Origin of the sequence: Nocardiopsis sp. CC223A, assembly GCF_030766825.1 — a bacterium.
In the GTDB taxonomy this organism is placed as follows: Bacteria; Actinomycetota; Actinomycetes; order Streptosporangiales; family Streptosporangiaceae; genus Nocardiopsis.
The window spans coordinates 1-17,170 of record NZ_JASFDV010000115.1; the positions used below are offsets into that span (position 1 = coordinate 1).

At 74.0% G+C, this 17,170-nt stretch carries 17 protein-coding genes; 11 read left to right on the forward strand and 6 right to left on the reverse strand.

All coding sequences use genetic code 11. From position 1 onward, the window contains the following. Positions 1 to 394 (reverse strand): hypothetical protein (locus tag QJS33_RS28970; protein ID WP_306371253.1); only part of this gene is annotated, 394 nt, incomplete at its 3' end. Here QJS33_RS28970 and QJS33_RS28975 point away from each other — a divergent pair. Both QJS33_RS28975 and QJS33_RS28980 read left to right on the forward strand, forming a co-directional pair. Next, positions 359 to 1,363: a M48 family metallopeptidase gene (locus tag QJS33_RS28975; protein ID WP_306371254.1), complete on the forward strand. Its 1,005-nt coding sequence runs from the start codon at positions 359 to 361 to the stop codon at positions 1,361 to 1,363. The genes QJS33_RS28970 and QJS33_RS28975 overlap by 36 nt on opposite strands. A gap of 53 nt (positions 1,364 to 1,416) precedes the next feature. Further along, the gene (locus QJS33_RS28980) at positions 1,417 to 1,821 is read left to right on the forward strand and encodes an NUDIX domain-containing protein (RefSeq protein ID WP_306371255.1); all 405 of its coding nucleotides are present in this window, start codon (positions 1,417 to 1,419) and stop codon (positions 1,819 to 1,821) included. A gap of 9 nt (positions 1,822 to 1,830) precedes the next feature. Here the strand turns inward: QJS33_RS28980 and QJS33_RS28985 are convergent, their stop codons facing one another. Both QJS33_RS28985 and QJS33_RS28990 read right to left on the reverse strand, forming a co-directional pair. Continuing rightward, positions 1,831 to 2,775, reverse strand: a complete 945-nt coding sequence (locus QJS33_RS28985) for a GNAT family N-acetyltransferase (protein WP_306371256.1) — start codon at positions 2,773 to 2,775, stop codon at positions 1,831 to 1,833. A gap of 411 nt (positions 2,776 to 3,186) precedes the next feature. Beyond that, complete coding sequence (locus QJS33_RS28990; RefSeq protein ID WP_306371257.1) at positions 3,187 to 4,191, reverse strand: MBL fold metallo-hydrolase; 1,005 nt, start codon at positions 4,189 to 4,191, stop codon at positions 3,187 to 3,189. A 266-nt stretch (positions 4,192 to 4,457) separates the two neighbouring features. Here QJS33_RS28990 and QJS33_RS28995 point away from each other — a divergent pair, with 266 nt between their 5' ends. Then, positions 4,458 to 4,934, forward strand: coding sequence for a single-stranded DNA-binding protein (locus QJS33_RS28995; protein ID WP_306371258.1), 477 nt, complete (start codon positions 4,458 to 4,460; stop codon positions 4,932 to 4,934). A 443-nt stretch (positions 4,935 to 5,377) separates the two neighbouring features. On the opposite strand, the gene QJS33_RS29000 is transcribed toward QJS33_RS28995, so the two are convergent. Next, positions 5,378 to 6,385, reverse strand: coding sequence for an HAD-IIA family hydrolase (locus QJS33_RS29000; RefSeq protein WP_306371259.1), 1,008 nt, complete (start codon positions 6,383 to 6,385; stop codon positions 5,378 to 5,380). Between the two features lie 433 nt (positions 6,386 to 6,818). Between QJS33_RS29000 and QJS33_RS29005 the strand changes: the two genes are divergently transcribed. Then, positions 6,819 to 8,342, forward strand: coding sequence for a serine hydrolase (locus QJS33_RS29005; protein WP_306371260.1), 1,524 nt, complete (start codon positions 6,819 to 6,821; stop codon positions 8,340 to 8,342). On the opposite strand, the gene QJS33_RS29010 is transcribed toward QJS33_RS29005, so the two are convergent. Then, positions 8,308 to 9,600: a DUF1015 domain-containing protein gene (locus QJS33_RS29010; protein WP_306371261.1), complete on the reverse strand. Its 1,293-nt coding sequence runs from the start codon at positions 9,598 to 9,600 to the stop codon at positions 8,308 to 8,310. The genes QJS33_RS29005 and QJS33_RS29010 overlap by 35 nt on opposite strands. 20 nt (positions 9,601 to 9,620) lie before the next feature. Then, complete coding sequence (locus QJS33_RS29015) at positions 9,621 to 9,971, reverse strand: SCP2 sterol-binding domain-containing protein (RefSeq protein ID WP_306371262.1); 351 nt, start codon at positions 9,969 to 9,971, stop codon at positions 9,621 to 9,623. Between the two features lie 211 nt (positions 9,972 to 10,182). On the opposite strand from QJS33_RS29015, the gene QJS33_RS29020 reads away from it, so the two are divergent. The 7 genes from QJS33_RS29020 (at position 10,183) to QJS33_RS29050 (ending at position 17,124) form a co-directional block, all read left to right on the forward strand. After that, on the forward strand, positions 10,183 to 10,842 hold the full coding sequence (locus tag QJS33_RS29020) for a membrane fusogenic activity family protein (RefSeq protein WP_306371263.1): 660 nt from the start codon (positions 10,183 to 10,185) through the stop codon (positions 10,840 to 10,842). A gap of 50 nt (positions 10,843 to 10,892) precedes the next feature. Beyond that, entirely contained in the window at positions 10,893 to 11,081 is a 189-nt protein-coding gene (locus tag QJS33_RS29025) for a hypothetical protein (RefSeq protein ID WP_306371264.1), read from the forward strand. A 6-nt stretch (positions 11,082 to 11,087) separates the two neighbouring features. Then, positions 11,088 to 11,888, forward strand: a complete 801-nt coding sequence (locus QJS33_RS29030) for a TlyA family RNA methyltransferase (protein WP_306371265.1) — start codon at positions 11,088 to 11,090, stop codon at positions 11,886 to 11,888. 111 nt (positions 11,889 to 11,999) lie between these two features. After that, positions 12,000 to 12,932: an NAD kinase gene (locus tag QJS33_RS29035; protein WP_306371266.1), complete on the forward strand. Its 933-nt coding sequence runs from the start codon at positions 12,000 to 12,002 to the stop codon at positions 12,930 to 12,932. A gap of 88 nt (positions 12,933 to 13,020) precedes the next feature. Then, a complete protein-coding gene (recN, locus tag QJS33_RS29040) occupies positions 13,021 to 14,730 on the forward strand; it encodes a DNA repair protein RecN (RefSeq protein ID WP_306371267.1) in 1,710 nt (569 codons plus the stop codon). Between the two features lie 190 nt (positions 14,731 to 14,920). Then, positions 14,921 to 16,093: a putative cytokinetic ring protein SteA gene (gene steA, locus QJS33_RS29045; protein ID WP_306371269.1), complete on the forward strand. Its 1,173-nt coding sequence runs from the start codon at positions 14,921 to 14,923 to the stop codon at positions 16,091 to 16,093. Then, positions 16,090 to 17,124 carry a copper transporter gene (locus tag QJS33_RS29050; protein ID WP_306371268.1) on the forward strand — a complete coding sequence of 345 codons (1,035 nt, stop codon included), beginning with the start codon at positions 16,090 to 16,092 and terminating at the stop codon, positions 17,122 to 17,124. Before steA ends, QJS33_RS29050 begins: the two co-directional genes overlap by 4 nt. The last annotated feature ends 46 nt before the right edge of the window (positions 17,125 to 17,170 follow it).

A 17,170-nucleotide genomic window follows, 5' to 3' on the forward strand; every position in this document is an offset into this window, starting at 1 on the left:
TGGCGGGTACCGGGGCGACCGGGACCGGCGCGATGACCGCGGCGGCCACCGTGGGGATGACCGCGGTGGTTACCGCGGGCGTGATGACCGGGGTGGTTTCCGTGGTGACCGGGACCGCCGTGACGACCGGGGTGGTTTCCGTGGGGATGACCGTCGTGAGGGCGGTTACCGTGATGATCGGCGGGGCGGCGGCTACCGAAGCGACCGCGACCGCCGCGATGACCGGGGTGGATACCGCGGGCGTGATGACCGCCGCGGGCCCCGGGAGGACCGGGACCCCGCGGACATCGCTCCGCAGCTGCCCGAGGAGGCGACCTACGACCAGCTCGACTCCGACACCAGGCGCGACCTCAGCTCGTTGCCCAAGTCCCTGGCGGAACTGGTCGGCAAGCACATCGTCGCGGCCGGCCTCCTCGTGGACGAGGACCCCGAGCGGGCCTACGCCCACGCCGCTTACGCACGGCGCAAGGCGTCCCGGGTCCCCGGTGTCCGGGAGGCGTCCGGCGTCGCCGCCTACACGGTGGGCAAGTGGCAGGAGGCACTCTCCGACCTGCGTGCCGCGCGTCGGATGAGCGGTCGCGACAACTTCCTGGCGATCATGGCCGACTGCGAGCGTGGTCTGGGCCGTCCCGAGCGGGCCCTGGAGATCACCGGGGACCCCGCCGCCGAGCAGCTGGACGCCGCGGAGCGCATCGAACTGCGCATCGTGGCCGCCGGTGCCCGGCGGGACATGGGCGACATCAAGGGTGCGCTGGCCGAGCTCCAGGTTCCGGAGCTGAAGGAGCGTCGCGCCCGGCCGTGGATCGCGCGCCTGTTCTACGCCTACGCCGACGTCCTGGAGGAGCTGGGCCGCGAGGAGGACGCCCGAGAGTACTTCTCGCGAGCCTCCGCCGTGGACACCGACGGTGTGACCGACGCCGACGAGCGCCTGGCCGTCCTGGAGGGTGTCGAGCTGGTCGACGTGGACCTGGAGGACGGCATCATCTGGACCGACGCCGAGGAGCAGGACTTCGAGGAGCCGGAGGACCTGCGGGAGGTCCGCTCGGCAGAGCCCGTCCTGGACGAGGGTGACCTTGACGTTGGGGACTTCGAGGACGAGGACTTCGAGGACGAGGTTCGCGACGCCGACACCACCGAAGAGTCCAATGACGATGGTGATGGCGGACCCGAGGCTCCGAGCCTCGGCGCTGAGGACGAGGGCACCGAGGCCGAGGCCGAAGGCCGGGACGACATCGAGGGCACCAAGGGTGTCGAGCCCGAGGCGGAGCCCGAGCCCGAGGCCGTGAAGGACGACAAGGGCGACGGCAAGGACGACGAGGGCACCGAGGAAGCCGACGCTTCCCGGAACCGGGAGCGCGACTGACCCCGGATCCCACGGCACCGTCGAGCGGCCATCGACCGCTCGGCGGTGCCGTCGTGCGTCTGGGGGCCCTTCCCCCGGCGTACGACTCCGTGGTGTGCCTGACCCACCGGGGCGGCCGGGTGCTGATGGTGCGCAACCGGCGGCGCGCGTGGGAGTTCCCCGGCGGGCACGCCGAGGCCGGGGAGGGTGTCGTGGAGACCGCCCGGAGGGAGACGGCCGAGGAGGCCGGGGCGACCCTGGGCCGGGTGGAGGTCGCCGGGTACTACGTGCTCGCCGACGGGCACGTCACGGTCGTCACCCACGCCCCCGTCCTGGAGACGGTCCCCCTCAGCGGGGAGTTCGAGACGGTCGAGGTGCGGGAGTTCGACGTCCTTCCCCCCGAGGAGAGCCTGTCGTGGGCCGACGGCCTTTACGCCCACCTGTTGCGGGTGCTGGACCTGCCCGGTGCCCGTCCCTGAGGGGGCCGGTCAGCCGACGGGCTTGACGTAGCCGATCTCCTTGCCCAGCAGGGAGTAGCCGAGCCTGTCGTTGATGGCCAGCATGGGCGCGTTGTCCTCGTGGTTGCCGGTGGCGGCGTGGGTGAATCCCCGCTCGCGTGCTCGCAGCAGAGCGGTGTGCTTGGCGTATCCGGCCAGTCCGCGACCCCGGTACTCGCGCAGGGTCCCCGTTATCGACGACTCCATGCGGGTCTCCCGGTCGGAGGCGTAGCACGTGATCCCCACGGGGGTGCCCTCGTGCAGGAAGACCAGGCTCAGGTCGAGGTCGCTGAGCGGATGGTTCCAGGGGCCGTTCATCCAGTCCTCGAACGTCATGAAGCCGGCGCTCGGCACGGCTCCGGGTTCGTCGGCGCTGGCGAGCCGGTCGAGGTCGTAGACCGGCCGGGGGTCGTCGGCGTAGTCCCTGAACGGCCGCAGTTCCACGCCCGGGGGCGGTTCCGGTGCCGGGGGCAGCAGGGACAGGTCCAGGCCGAGGATGTGGTGGGTCTCCTCCTCCGTGTACCCGTGGGCGAGGGCGACCTCGTGGAGCATCGGGCCGCCCATCTGGACGGGTTCCTCGGCGGCCTCGGTGCGCAGGGTGCGTGCACCCCGCCCCACCAGGGACTCCTCCGAGGCGGTGAGGAGGCGGGCGGCCAGGTCGCCGTCTTTGCGGTACCGCTCCGCGATCGCGGTGAAGAAGGTCAGGCCGTGCGGTTCCCGGCCCTCCGGGAGGGTGAGCAGGGAACGGGTGAAGCCCACGATCGCGCCGTCGGGGTCGGTCGCCACGAGCGGGAGGTCCGTCGAATGTGGGGTGGGGTGCTCCATGCGCCAGCGCACGGCCTCCTCCGTGAGGACCCGGTACGGGTGGTGGGTGCGCAGGAACGGGAGGACGGCGGGGACGTCCGCCGTTTCCAGAGGCCGGATCTTGATCGTCATCCGGTGAGCCTAGGTGGCCCGAATCGCCTCCGCACGTGGTTTTCCGGGCCTTCCCGTGCCCCCCGTCGAACCGGTCCGCGGCCCCCTCCGGTAGCGGGGCCGTGTCACCGTCGTCCATGACTTCTCCCGCCCCCGCTCGTGACGTGCCGTCCCCGGTCCGGTCCTCGGGGCGACAGCGGTCCGGGTGGGCCCCCGGCGGCGCGGCGGGCCGGCAGGGCCGCCGGGGCCGGGGCGGTACAGGAGATCCAGGGGGGCGGGTATGGGACGAGGACGGACAGCGGCCGGCGGGCAGAGCCGGGCGGGACCAGGTCCGGACGTCAGGGTGCCGTGGCGGTGCGGGGGAGGGGCGGACCCCGGGGTCCGCCCCTTTCGGTTCTCCCGCCGCCGGAGCGCGGCCGGGGTCGGTGTTCCTCAGCCCTGTTCTTCGCGCTTCTCGCGTTCGGCCTCGGCGCGTTCCTGTTCGAGCCGGTCGAGCCAGTGCACGATCCCCGACACGTTGGCCTCGGCGCCGCTGAGGGTGTCCAGGACGGCGGCGGCCTCCGGGGAGGCGTCCGGGGGCAGCGGCTTGTAACGGCTGATGACCTTGTCGCGGACCATGGCGATGGCGTGGTCGAGGTCGCCGGCGGAACCGTGCGACTCACGGACCGTCTCCACCCATAGGTGGAGTTCGGCTCGGGCGCGGTCGATGGTCTCGGCGACCGTGTCGACCGCTCCGAAGTGGGAGAACATCAGGCGTTGGGCGTCGAGGTCGGAGAACAGCCCCAGGGTGCGCAGGCACGCCTGCATGTCGAAGTCCGGCGGCGGGGTGGCCGGGCGGACGTCGCCGGTGAGTTGGTTGTAGACGCCCAGCGCGTCGCCGACGTACAGGTCGCCGGTGAGGGTGTCGACCAGGCCCATGTGGTGTTTGGCGTGCCCGGGGGCGTAGTGGGTGACGAGCCTGCGTCCGCCGCCCAGGTCGATCTCACCGGTCTCGGCGACGGAGCGGATGCGCTGCGCCTCGGTGGGGTGCATCTGCCCGAACAGGGTGTCGAGCCGGTCGCCCCAGACCATGGCGGCGCTGCGCATGAGGCGGCTGGGGTCGGCGAGGTGGCGGGCGCCGCGTTCGTGGACGACGATCTCGGCGTTGGGGAAGAGCGCGGCCATGTCGCCGGTGCCGCCCGCGTGGTCGAGGTGGATGTGGGTGACGACGATGGTGGCCAGGTCGGCCGGGGACAGGCCCAGGGCGATGACGGCGTCGTGCAGGACCCGTGCCGAACCGGCGGTGCCGACCTCGACGATGCAGGGGCGTTCGGTCCGGATGAGGTAGCTGGACACGATGCCCGGGTATCCGGCGAGCATCGTGTCGATGGCGAAGATGTCGTTGCCCAGGGGGGTGACCCCCTCGGGCAGGCGGCTCACGTCCACGTCATCGTGCACGGCAGGCACCCCTGTTCCCTGTGGTCGTCGTGGGTTCCGGGAGGAACCGCATCCGAATCCGACTCTAGGACACGGGGGTGGTGTGCGTCCCGGTCAGGGGCGGGGTCATCGGACGACGCCGTCCCGGGAGGGTTGTCCACAGGTCGGGAGAAGCCCTTTCGCGGCCGGTCGGCCCCGGTGATCCTGAAGGTGGGGGCACACGCACCGGCCGTCGTGCCACCCGCTGATCCACGCCGGTGGCACGGGGTCTTCGGAAAGGACGACGCATGTGGCAGAACGGTGCGCGGGGTACGGGGCAGGACGCACGGGGGGCGGGGGACCCCGGCCGGGACGAGGGGCACCGCAACGAGGTGCTGCTGGTGGGGCGGATCACCGCCGAGCCGGTGTTCCGGAAGATGGCGAACGGGAACCGGTTGGCCAGTTGGCGGATGTGCATGGCCAGGCCTGCGCGCGAGGGGGTGTCGGGGCGCCGCTCCGACGCGGTCTACTGTGTCGGCTTCGACTCCGGGCTGCATCCGGACCTGGAGGAGTGGCGGTTGGGTGATGTCGTCCGGGTGACGGGGGCGCTGCGCCGCCGGTTCTGGCACGGGCGGCCGGAGGAGCGCAGTACGTGCGAGGTGGAGGCGCGGACCGTGGCGCTGGTGCGCCGCTCCCGGCCGGGACCCGGGGGCGCTCCGGGGGATGCTCCCGTGGTGCCGTCCCCGCGTGCGGCCGGGCAGACGGGGGCGGGGGACGAGCGGTGACCGCCCGTACGGTGCGCAGGGCCCCGGCGCGTTCCTCCGGAAGGGCCTGGGCGCGTCTCCTGGGGGCGGTGGTCGTCCGGGCCCTCGTCGGCCTGGTGCGCGCCCTTGCCGTGGGCCGCCCGTTCGGCGCGGCCGCCACCTTGGGCCGTACCGCCCTCGGGGCGCCGGCCACGGCGGGGGGCCGGCCCGCGCCCGGTGTTCCCGATGCGGCGGTCGATCACGGCGTCGGTGCGCGGCCGGGTACGGCGGGCGCCCGGGCCGAGCGCCGTGTCCCGGGTGCCGCCGCGGCCTGTGCCCGTGCTGCCGGGCCTGACGGGGTCCGCGCTCCGGGCGTCCCACCGGACGGGGGTGCCGGGGGCCACGGGCGGGGGTGCGTGGGGGTGCGGCGGAGATCGCCGCACGGGGAGGGGTTCAGGCCCGGGTGGGCGCTGCCGCGGCCCGGTTCACCAGCCCAGGGCGGCCAGGGCGGTGCGTGCGGCCGGGCCGGCCGGGTCCACCGCCGGGTTCGCCCACACGGCCGCGCACAGGGCGCGCAGGCCGTCCAGGCGGTCACCGGAGCCCTCCAGAACGGGGCCGTCGGCGGTGTGGGTCACGGTCCAGCCCCCGCAGCGGGTACCGCCGGCGACCGCGTCGACGCCCGGGTGGGTGTCGTTCATGCCCGACACGTCCCAGGACAGGTAGTTGGGGCGCTGGTGCTCCGGGGCGGCGAGCAGGTCCAGCGGGGTGGCCACCCCCGACAGCACCAGCAGACCTGCGGCGCCGTGCACGATCGCGCCCTCGATGTCGGTGTCCAGGCGGTCGCCGACGATGAGCGGGTCGCGGGCCCCGGTGCGTCGCATGCCCTCCTCGTGCAGGGGGCGCATGGGCTTGCCCGCGATGATCGGCTCCACGCCGGTGGCGTGGGCGATCACCCGGACGAAGGATCCGTTGGCCGGGGTGACGCCCCATTCCGTGGGGGCGGTGGCGTCGGCGTTGCTGGCGACGTAGAGGGCGCCGCGCGACACCGCCAGCGTGCCCTGGTCGAGGAGGTCCCGGGTCATGGAGCGGGAGTAGCCCTGTACCACGGCGACCACGGAGTCGGTGGCGACGGTGACCGGGGTGAGCCCCATGCGGCGCACCGCCTGGCGCAGCCCGGTGTCGCCGACCACCAGGACCTCCGAGCCCGCCGGGTGGCGTTCGGCGACCAGGCGGGCGGCCGCCTCGGCGGAGGTCACCACGTCCTGCGGGGTGGCGTTGATGCCCAGGTGGGTGAGGTGCTCGGCGATGCGGGCCGGTGTGCGTCCGGCGTTGTTGGTCACGAACGCCACCTGCGCCCCCGCGGCCCGTGCCTTGTCGATCGCCTCCGGGGCGGCGGGCACCGCGCTCGGGCCGATGTAGACGACCCCGTCCAGGTCCAGGAGCATCGCGTCGTGGATGGTGCTCAGGGGGCGCTCGGCGGCGAGCAGGGGCATGGCGGACCCGTTCCTTGCGGCGGTGGCGGACGCCTTCCAGGGTATGACGCGGCCTCCGGCCGGCGGGGTCGCGGGCCTCCCCGCCCGGTGTGCCGTCCGTCGCAGCGTCGGGGTGTGCCGCCCGGTCCGGTACCGGTCGCCTCGTAGGGCGCGCTGGCCGTGCAGCCGGTCGGCCCGGTGCGGGTTCGGGCGCGGCGGTCATGGGGCGGGCCTCCCCGCTCGGTGTGCCGTTCGTCGCAGCGTTGGGGTGTGCCGCCCGGTCCGGTACCGGTCGCCTCGTAGGACGTGCTGGCCGTGCAGCCGGTCGGCCCGGTGCGGGTTCGGGCGAGGCGGTCATGGGGTGGGCCTCCCCGCCCGGGGTGGGGTGGACCACAGGGAGGGTGTGCGGTCGGCACCGTGGTGTGCGGGGCGGGCCGGCCGGGAGCATGGCGTCATGGTGATCAGGACGATGTCAGCGGCGGCCCTGGTGATGCTGACGGCCCTGTCGGGGGCGGTGCCCGCGGCGGCGGACGCGGTTCCGTCGGTGGACGGTCTCACGGCCGCGGCGGTGGACGCGCGGGTGGAGGCCTACCTGGAGGCGGCGCCGCTGCCCGGGGTGGCGGTGGCGGTGACGCGGGGGAGCGAGGTGGTGCGGGCGGCCGGGTACGGGGTCGACTCCCGGGGGGAGCCGGTGGACGCCGGCACCCCGATGGGGGTGGCGTCGGTGAGCAAGGCGTTCACCGCTCTGGTGGTGGCGTCGCTGGTGGAGGAGGGGCGGCTGGACCTGGACGACCCGGTGGTCGAGCACCTGCCGGAGTTCGCGGTGGACGACCCGCGCGGTGCGCGGATCACCGTGGGGCAGCTGCTCACGCACACTTCCGGGATGTCCGACCGCGGGTTCCGGGAGAAGAGCGAGCCGACCCCGGCGGACCTGGAGGGCGCGGTGGCACGGCTGGCCGATGCCGGGATGGTGGCCGACCCCGGTGCCGAACGGCACTACCACAACCCGAACTACCACGTCGCGGCCCGCATGGTGGAGGTGATGGAGGGCGAACCGTTCGCGGAGGTGCTGCGTGAGCGGGTGCTGGACCCGCTGGGGATGGCCGACACGGTCACGGTGGACACCGCGGCGGAGGTGTTCGCGGCCGGGGTCGCACCGGGGCATGTGACGGTGCTGGGCGGGGCGGTGTCCCTGCCGGAACCGGAGGGTTACTTCAACGGGAGCGGCGGCATGGTGTCCACGGCGGACGACATGGCGCGGTGGCTGGTCTCCCAGAACACGGAGGGCCGTACCGTCGACGGGGGCGCCGGGGTGCCCGCGGGCGCGGTGGCGCTGACGCACGCCCCGGCGGGCGGCTCGGGGTCGGCGGCCGACTCCACGCTGGGCTGGCAGGGGCACGAGACCGGTGGGGGCGCGCCGTTGCTGGTGCACGGCGGTATCGAGTTCACCTACACCGCCCACCAGGCCCTGCTGCCGGAGAGCGGGGTGGGGATCGCGGTGATGGCGAACACGGGTCTGGGTGCGGGCGATGCCTCCGCCCTGCTGTGGAACCTGGTGGCCCTGGCCGAGGGGGAGGGGCCGACCGGCTCTGCGGCGCCGTGGCTGCTGGTGCTGGACCTGGTGTGCGCGGCCGCGGTGGCGGCCGTGGCCGCCGGGGCGGTGCGAGGGGTGCGCCGCGCCGGGGTGTGGGTCCGGGGCGGGCGCCGGTGGCGGCGTGTGCTCGGGGCGGCGGGGTCGGCCGCGGTGGTGCTCGCGGCCCTGTTCCCGCACCGGTTGATCTCGCTGCCGGCGGGCGGCCGCGATGCCACCTGGGTGCAGGCCCTGTACACGGTGCCGTCCGTTGTGGTGCTGCTGGTCGTGGCGGCGGTGGCGCTCGCGGTGGTGTGGTCGGTGCGCCTGTGGGCCCTGGCGGCGCACCGCCGCCGGGGTCCGGTGCGGGTGCTCAGCGGTGCCGGGGCGGTCCCACCAGGCGCATGACCAGCCCGGTGCGCGGCTTGGGTCCGAACGAGGTGGACTTGCGCGGGGTGAGCTCGCCCTGTCCGGCGATCTCGTAGACCAGGTGGACGTCCAGGGCGGGCACGATCACCGCGGTGCCCTTCTCGTGGTGGGCGGCGGCGATCGCCTCGGCCGGGTCGTCGTGGACCATGCGCACCGCCTCCTCGGAGACGCCCCACAGCGGCAGCAGTACCTCGTGCAGGGCCGCGGTGGGCAGGTGCCGCCACTGCTCGGAGCGGTCGGGCATGGTCCGGGCCAGGGCGGCCTCGTCGAAGTCGTGCACCAGGTGGGCCTCGCCGTCGGGGGAGACCAGCACCAGCGCGGGGCCCTCCACCGTGTCGCACGCGTGCGCGGACGCCCCCTCCACGGTCTCGACCGCGGCCACGGAGCGGGCGGCGGCGACGGCCTCCTCGATGCGCAGGCCCGGCAGGACCCGGTGGATGGCGCCCAGCCGGGGCGGGTGGGTGTCGCTGTCCACGAGCAGGGCCAGCCCGTACCGCCAGCCGGGGTCGCCGTGGGCGGCGTGCAGGCGGCGGTAGGCGGCGTAGCGGTGGTGGCCGTCGGCGATGAGCGCGGACCGGTCGGCCAGGTCGGCGCTCACCCGGGCGTGGACGGCGGGGTCGGTGACCGCCCACAGGCGGTGTTCGGAGCCGTCGCGGGTGCGGGCCTCCACCAGGGGCGGGTCGGCGACGCCCTCGGTGGCGGCGGAGGCGGCGCCGCCCGCGCCGCGGTACAGCAGGAAGATGGGTTCGAGGTTGGCCCGGGCGGCCCGCATGAGGGTGAACCGGTCGTGCACGGGCGCGTCGGCCACGTCCTCGTGGGGTAGGACGGCGGACCCGGCGCCCTCGTCGGGTAGGCGCAGGTTGCCGATCAGCCCGCGCTGGCGGCGGCCGTCCGCTGTGACCTGCTCGTACACGTACAGGGCCGGTCGGGGGTCGCGGGAGAGCACGCCGGTGTCGACCCAGTCGTGCAGGAGCGCGGCGGCGGCGCGGTACCGGCGGGGCACCGCCCCTTCGGTGCCGTCGGCGCTGTTGCGGCTGAGCTCGAAGGGCAGGGTGACCCGGGCGGCGTTGTGCGGGTCGGACCGCTGTAGGGTCCGCGCCTCCTCGGCGTCGGGCACGTCGTAGGGCGGGGCCAGCAGACGGGCGAGGTCGAATCCCCCGTCGATGAACCGGTCGAGGTCTCCGTTGGTGTAGCGCAGACCGCGGAAGGGTTCCAGTTCGAGAGGTTGGCGTGGCATCCCAGCAAGGTACCGCCCGGTCACAGGAGTTTGCGCATGCGCAGCAGGTCGCCCATGCTGGCGTCGACCTTCACCCGGCGGGTCAGGATGGCGCGGGCCGGGTCCAGCCGCCCGTCGGCGAGGTCGACGAGGTCGTCGCTGCTGACGGTGATGTGCACCTGGGGTCTGGGTGCCGGGGCGTTCTCGGGGCGGTGGGTGATGTCGCTGAGGCCGTCGGCGGTCAGCCGCATGTCGAACACGGTGGCCAGGTCGGGGACGAGCACGCTGACGGAGCGTTCGACGATGACCTTGCGGCGTTCGGCCTCGGGTTCGGCGAGGATCTGCTCGTTGAGCTTCGCAATGCCCTCCAGGCATGCGTCGATGCTGTTCATGGGCACATGATGCCGTATCCGGCACGGGGTTCCGGGGCGGCGTTGCCGTTCTGCCAAAGGGACGAAGGGGACGACCTCCCGCTTTCACGTGGCAGGGGCGGTGCCGCCCGGGTAGCGTTGTGCGCGCAACCCCCCGTCGCACGGTGCCCTTTCCGCTTTCCGGCGCCGTTTTCCCCTTTTGGTGTTCTGTCCGTCAAGGAGTACGCGAATCATGGTCGTCGACGCGGTGCGCACGTATCTGGATGCCGCCAGTGGTCTCACCGAGCTGTCCCGCAAGGAGGCGGTGGCCGCGGCCAAGGTCCTGCTGCGGGCGGGCGGACCGGGCGTGTCGGCGGCGGAGCAGGAGCCGGGCGGGGCCCCGCCGCGGGTGGGGCAGACCATCCAGGCGCTGGCGGGGGAACTGCTGGAGACGAGTCGGGCCAACCGCGAGGCGTTGGCGGAGCTGGTGCGCTCGGAGGTGGAGCACCGGCTGGAGCGGATGGACGTGGTGCCGCGCTCCGAGCACGAGCGGTTGGTGCGCCGGGTGGCGGAGCTGGAGCGTCGGCTGGCGGCCCGTTCGGGCCGGGAGTGGGCGCCCGCGGTTCCGGCGGTGGAGGTGCGGGCCGTGGAGGTCGAGGAGGTGCCCGCCGCCGCGGCGACCGCCGTGGTGGACGCCGGTGCGGACGAGACCCCCGGGCAGGACGCCGCCCCCGAGACCCTGGAGGTGTCCGGGGCCTCCGGAGACGCCCCGGAGGCCGGACCCGCCGAGGAGGCCTCCCGCAAGAAGCCCGCCGCCAAGGCGGGGGCGGCCAAGCCCGCGGCCAAGGGCGGCCGGGCGCGCGCGGGCACGGCCAAGCGCACCGCCAAGTCGCGCAGCGCCACCAAGAAGTAGGGCGGCCCGGAGGCCGAGGCCGTCGCGGACCGTCGATGTCGGGAGGGGCGATGAATCCCAAGGAACAGGCCGAGGAACTGGCCGCCCGGACCCTGGAGGGCACCCGGGAGCGTTTGGACGCGCTGGCGGGCCTGCCCACCGCCGAGCACGTGGAGGTCTTCGACTCCCTGCACCGTGAGCTGTCGGCGGTGTTGGGCGCCCTGGACCAGGGCCCGGCGCAACAGCCGCCGGTATCCTAGGTGATCATGGCAAAACGTACTCGGCTCGACGCGGAACTCGTCCGCCGCGGGCACGCACGCTCACGCGGCCACGCGGCCGAGATCATCGAGGGCGGTCTCGTCAAGGTGGCCGGGCTCGTGGCCTCCAAGCCGGCCACCCAGGTCGGACAGGACCAGCCCATCGTGGTGCGCACCCCCTCCGACGAACCCCCCTACGTGTCCCGCGGGGCGCACAAGCTCATCGGCGCCCTCGACGCGTTCTCCCTGGACGTCGCCGACCGGCGCGCCCTGGACGCGGGCGCCTCCACCGGCGGGTTCACCGACGTGCTGCTGCGCCGCGGCGCAGCCCATGTGACCGCCGTGGACGTGGGTTACGGCCAACTGGCGTGGTCGTTGCGCAGCAACGACCGGGTGCGGGTCATGGAGCGGGTCAACGTCCGCGAGCTCACCCCGGAGATGATCGGCGAGCCGCGCCCGGACCTGGTGGTGGGCGACCTGTCGTTCATCTCTTTGAAGCTGGTGCTGGGGCCGTTGCATAACGTGGTCTCCCCCGGGGCCGACTTCGCCGTGATGGTCAAGCCCCAGTTCGAGGTCGGCAAGGACCGGGTCGGTGCGGGCGGTGTGGTGCGCGAGCCCGAGCTGCGCGCCGGGGCGGTGGCCGACGTGGCCGCCCACGCCCTCACCCTGGGCCTGGGCACGGTCGACGTGGCCGCCAGTCCGCTGCCCGGTCCCTCGGGCAACGTCGAGTACTTCCTGTGGTTGCGCTCGGGTGCCCCGGCCCTGGACACGGCCCGGTTGGAGCGGGCGGTGGCGGAGGGGCCGGGTTAGGGCGTGGCACCCTGTCGCACGAGTCCGGTAACGTGACCCGGCCGGGTGGGCGATATGCCTCCCGGCCCGCATTCGGACTCCCCTTCGGGGAGTGGACGTAAGGGGACGACGATGACCAGGACCGGCGGACGCAGTGTTCTGCTGCTGGCCCACACCGGTCGGCCCGCGGCGGTGCGCAGCGCACGGCTGGTCCACGAGAGCCTCAGCGGTGCCGGGCTGACCGTGCGCATGCTCAAGGGCGAGGTGGACGAACTCGCCGAGGCGGGCTGTGTCCTGTCCCCGATCGAGGTCGTCGAACCGGAGTCGGCGGCCGAGGGCGTGGAACTGGTCATGGTGCTGGGCGGCGACGGCACCCTGCTGCGGGCGGCCGAGCTGGCCCGGCCCGCGGGCGCCCCGCTGCTGGGCGTGAACCTGGGGCACGTCGGGTTCCTGGCCGAGGCCGAGCGGGAGGACCTGGGCGCGACCGTGCGCAGTGTCGTGGAGCACAACTACGACGTCGAGGAGCGGATGACCCTGGACGTGGCCGTGTTCAACGGCGGTCGCGCCGACGGGGTCCCCTCGGTGCGTACCTGGGCGCTCAACGACGCCACGTTGGAGAAGGGCGAGTCGCGGCGGATCGTGGAGGCGGTCCTGGAGGTCGACGGCCGTCCGCTGTCGCGGTGGGCGTGCGACGGGGTGGTGTGCGCCACTCCGACGGGGTCGACGGCGCACGCCTTCTCCGCGGGCGGCCCGGTGGTGTGGCCGGATGTGGAAGCCCTGCTGGTGGTGCCGTTGAGTGCGCACGCGCTGTTCGCCCGGCCGCTGGTGGTGGGCCCGCAGGCCACGGTGGCGCTGGAGGTGCTGCCCGATACGGCGCCGGGCGTGCTCTGGTGTGATGGACGGCGTATGGTCGAATTGCCCGCCGGGGCACGGATCGAGATCACCCGTGCCGATACGCCGGTCCGGTTGGCCCGGTTGCACCGGGCGCCTTTCACCGACCGGCTGGTGGCCAAGTTCGGGCTCCCCGTGGCGGGGTGGCGCGGTCGCCGGGAGCAGGGTCGCTGACCGCGTCCGCACCCGTGTCCGCGGGTGCGCCGCCCGGGGGCGCAGGAGAACGTCAAGACAGTGGGGCCGACGATCAGGAGAGGGTTCGGTGCTCGAAGAAGTCCGCATCCAGGGACTCGGGGTCATCGACGACGCCGTATTGGAACTGTCACCGGGGTTGACCGTCGTCACCGGTGAGACCGGCGCGGGTAAGACCATGGTCGTCACCGGGCTGGGACTGCTCTTCGGCGGTCGGGCCGACCCCCAGAGGGTCCGCCCCGGCGCCGACCGGGCGCTGGTCGAGGGCCGGTTGACGGTCCCGCGTGAGGGCCGGGTGGCCGAGCGGGTGTCCGAGGCCGGCGGTGAACTCGACGACGACGTGCTGATCGTGGCGCGCACCGTGTCCGCCGAGGGGCGCTCCCGGGCGACGCTGGGCGGCCGGTCGGCGCCGGTGAGCCTGTTGGCGTACCTGGCCGACGATCTGGTGGCCGTCCACGGCCAGTCCGACCAGCAGCGGCTGCTGCGCACCGACCGCCAGCGCGCGTCGCTGGACCGGTTCGCGGGCGAGGAGCTGTCCAAGGCCCTCAAGCAGTACACGGTGGCGCACCGGCGTCACCGTGAGGTGTCGGAGGAGCTGACGGAGCTGACGGAGCGGGCGCGCGAGCGCGCCCAGGAGGCGGACATGCTCCGGTTCGGGGTGGAGGAGATCGCCGCCGCCGAACCGGTGTCGGGTGAGGACGCCGAGCTGTTGGCGGAGGAGACCCGGCTGGCGCACGCCGACGGGCTGCGGGTGGCGGCCACCACCGCGCACGAGGCTCTGGTGGGCGACCCGGCCTCCGACGTGGAGGTGGACGTGTCGGCGCTGCTGTCGGCGGCCCGCCAGGCGGTGGCGGCGGTGCGCGAGCACGACCCGGAGCTGGCGGCGATCGGCGAGCGGCTGGACGAGGCGTCCTACATCCTGACCGACGCCGCCACGGAGCTGGCCTCCTACGCCGAGTCGGTGGACGCCGACCCGGCCCGGCTGGCGCACGTGCAGGAGCGGCGGGCGCTGCTCACCTCGCTCTCGCGCAAGTACGGTGAGACCGCGGACGACATCCTGGCCTGGGCGGAGGACGCGGCCAAGCGGTTGGCGTCCCTGGAGGGCGACGACGAGCGCATCGAGGAGCTGCGGACCGAGGCCGAGGAGCTGTACGGGCGGATGGACCACTGGGCGGGCGAGCTCACCCGGATCCGTACCGAGGCGGCCGAGCGGTTCGGTGCGGCGGTGACCGAGGAGCTGACCGCGCTGGCGATGCCGCACGCGCGGGTGAGCGTGCGGATCACCACGGGGGAGGACTTCGGCTCCCACGGGCGCGACGAGGTGGAGCTGCTGTTGGCGCCGCACCCCAGCGCCCGGCCGCTGGCGCTGCACAAGGGTGCCTCGGGCGGTGAGCTGTCCCGGGTGATGCTGGCGATCGAGGTGGTGTTCGCGGGTGCCGACCCGGTGCCGACGTTCGTGTTCGACGAGGTCGACGCGGGTGTGGGGGGCAAGGCCGCGGTCGAGATCGGCCGCCGCCTGGCGCGGCTGGCACGCCGGTCCCAGGTCATCGTGGTCACCCACCTGCCGCAGGTGGCGGCGTTCGCCGACGCCCACCTGGTGGTGGAGAAGTCCACTGACGGGCTGGTCACCGAGAGCGGTGTGCTGCGCCTGGACCGGGACGGCCGGGTGCGTGAACTGTCGCGGATGCTCGCGGGTCTGGAGGACTCCGAGCTGGGCCGGGCGCACGCCGAGGAGCTGCTGGTCAACGCCGATCCGGAGCGCGCCTACCCGGCGGCGTGAGGGCGTCGCCGGCGGGGCGGCCGTGACATGTGATGGGTGAGCCGTCCCGGGACGGGTAGGCCTCGGGGTGCGGCGCCGCGGGGCGCCGATGACCCGAACACGCCGACCACCACGCTGTTATGACTCTGTGTAGTCGAGTTCTGACAGTATGCCAGCGATGAAGGTATCGGATGCGCTCAGCGCCACAGTCATGCGGTTCCGCCGTACCCGGGCGGACTCTCCCTCCGGGCTGGTCGCTCCCGTGCGCTCGGACCGGCGTACCAAGAACCTGACCAAGCGCCTGCGCCCCGGCGACATCGCGGTCATCGACCACGTCGACCTCGACCGGGTCAGCGCCGAGGCGCTGGTGGGGTGCGGGGTGTCGGCGGTCCTCAACGTCGCACGGAGCATTTCGGGCCGCTACCCCAACCAGGGCCCGGAGCTCATCACGCAGGCGGGCATCCCGCTGGTCGACGACATCGACCCCGAGGTGTTCACCCGTGTCCGCGACGGTGAGCCGCTGCGCCTGGAGGACGGGGTGCTCTACCGGGACGGGGAACCCGTCGCCAAGGGCACCGTGCAGACCCCCGAGACGGTCGCCGCCGCCATGGCCGAGGCCCGTGCCGGGCTGGCCACCCAGCTGGAGGCGTTCGCGGCCAACACCATGGCCTACCTACAGCACGAACGCGACCTGCTGCTGGACGGTATCGGCATCCCCGAGATCGCCACGGAGATGGAGGGCCGCCACGTCCTGATCGTCGTGCGCGGCTACCACTACCGGGAGGACATCGCCGCGCTGCGGCCCTACATCCGCGAGTTCCGGCCGGTGATCATCGCCGTGGACGGCGGGGCCGACGCGGTCATGGAGGGCGGATACCGGCCCGACATCATCGTCGGGGACTTCGACTCGGTGTCGGACCGTGCCCTGGCCAGCGGCGCCGAGCTGGTCGTGCACGCCTACCGGGACGGGCGGGCCCCCGGGCTACAGCGCCTGACCGACCTGGGCTACCCCGCCGTGGTCTTCCCCGCGACCGGCACCAGCGAGGACGTGGCGATGATGCTCGCCGACGGGTCCGGGGCCTCCCTCATCGTGGCGGTGGGCACGCACGCCACCTTGGAGGAGTTCCTCGACAAGGGGCGGTCGGGGATGGCCAGCACCTTCCTCACCCGGCTCCGGGTGGGCGGCAAGCTCGTGGACGCCAAGGGCGTCAGCCGCCTGTACCGTTCGCGGATCTCCCCGTGGGCGCTGCTCGGACTGGTCGCGGCCTGCCTGCTGACGATCGTGGTCGCCGCCTACTGCTCACCGGCCGGGCAGGTCTACCTCACGTTCCTCGCGGCGCGCTGGGACGCCTTCACCTACTGGCTGACGGGGCTGTTCACGTGATCGATTTCCGCTACCACCTGGTGTCCATCATCGCGGTGTTCCTGGCGTTGACGGTGGGGCTCGTCCTGGGCACCACCATGTTGCAGGACCCGCTGCTCAACACCCTGCAGAACGAGACCGCCGACCTGCGGGGGCAGACCGAGGACCTGCGCGCCGAGCGCGACGTCGCCGACCGGGTCAACGCCGGTGCCGACCAGCTCGCCGACGCCGCCGCCGGGGACCTGTTGGAGGACCGGCTGCGGGGCCTGGACGTGGTGCTGGTGCAGGCGCCGGGCGCCGACGCCGACACGGCCGCCGGGTTGGGCGACCGGGTGGAGGAGGCGGGCGGTTCGGTCAGCGGGCGGATCGAGGTCCGTTCGGAGTTCGTCGACCCGGGCAACGCCGCGTTCGTCGACGAGTTGGCGTTGCAGGTCTCCGCCGACCCGGGGTCCCTGGAGGGTGTGGGGACCTATGAGAAGGCGGGCACCGAGATCGGCCGGGCCCTGGCCCGGGCCTCCGAGCGCGACGGGGAAGAAGAAGAGGAGGAGGACGGGGAAGGGGACGACGGCGGGCACGACCCGGAGGCGGCCCTGGAGACGTTCGTCGAGGGCGGGCTGATCTCGGTGCACGGGGAGCCCGCGGACGGGACCGACGCGGTCGTGGTGGTCGCGCCGTCCTCGGCCGAGCAGGCCGGGCGTGAGGGCCGGGAGGCCGAGAACACGGTGCTGGCGGCGTTCACCTCGGCCCTGCACGACCGGGTCGAGGGGCTGGTGCTGGCGGGGGACGTGCCGTCCTCGCGCGGGCCCGGGATGCTCGCCCGGGCCCGGGCGTCGGAGGCGGGTTTCGCGACCGTGGACATGGCGGGCCGCCCGATGGGCGACATCGTGGCGGTGCTGGCACTGGCCGAGGACATCGGCGGCGCCGGCGGCGCCTACGGGGTGGGCGAGGGGGTGCGCGGGTTCATGCCGGACCCGATGCCCGAGCCCCGGGCGTCGGCCTCGCCGTCGCCGGGCACCGACGAGGCCCGCCGGGCCGCCCGGGAGGGGGAGTGATGGCCCCGTCCTCCTGGTTCCCGGCCGCCGGGCGCCGTCGCCCGGC

Coding starts and splice junctions, on each gene's coding strand:
- QJS33_RS29030 (WP_306371265.1), top strand. CDS start 11,088: ATGGCAAAACGTACTCGGCTCGACGCGGAACTCGTCCGCCGCGGGCAC.
- QJS33_RS29010 (WP_306371261.1), bottom strand. CDS start 9,600: ATGCCACGCCAACCTCTCGAACTGGAACCCTTCCGCGGTCTGCGCTAC.
- QJS33_RS29020 (WP_306371263.1), top strand. CDS start 10,183: ATGGTCGTCGACGCGGTGCGCACGTATCTGGATGCCGCCAGTGGTCTC.
- steA (WP_306371269.1), top strand. CDS start 14,921: ATGCGGTTCCGCCGTACCCGGGCGGACTCTCCCTCCGGGCTGGTCGCT.
- QJS33_RS28985 (WP_306371256.1), bottom strand. CDS start 2,775: ATGACGATCAAGATCCGGCCTCTGGAAACGGCGGACGTCCCCGCCGTC.
- QJS33_RS29015 (WP_306371262.1), bottom strand. CDS start 9,971: ATGAACAGCATCGACGCATGCCTGGAGGGCATTGCGAAGCTCAACGAG.
- QJS33_RS28995 (WP_306371258.1), top strand. CDS start 4,458: ATGTGGCAGAACGGTGCGCGGGGTACGGGGCAGGACGCACGGGGGGCG.
- QJS33_RS29025 (WP_306371264.1), top strand. CDS start 10,893: ATGAATCCCAAGGAACAGGCCGAGGAACTGGCCGCCCGGACCCTGGAG.
- QJS33_RS29005 (WP_306371260.1), top strand. CDS start 6,819: ATGGTGATCAGGACGATGTCAGCGGCGGCCCTGGTGATGCTGACGGCC.
- QJS33_RS29000 (WP_306371259.1), bottom strand. CDS start 6,385: ATGCCCCTGCTCGCCGCCGAGCGCCCCCTGAGCACCATCCACGACGCG.
- QJS33_RS29035 (WP_306371266.1), top strand. CDS start 12,000: ATGACCAGGACCGGCGGACGCAGTGTTCTGCTGCTGGCCCACACCGGT.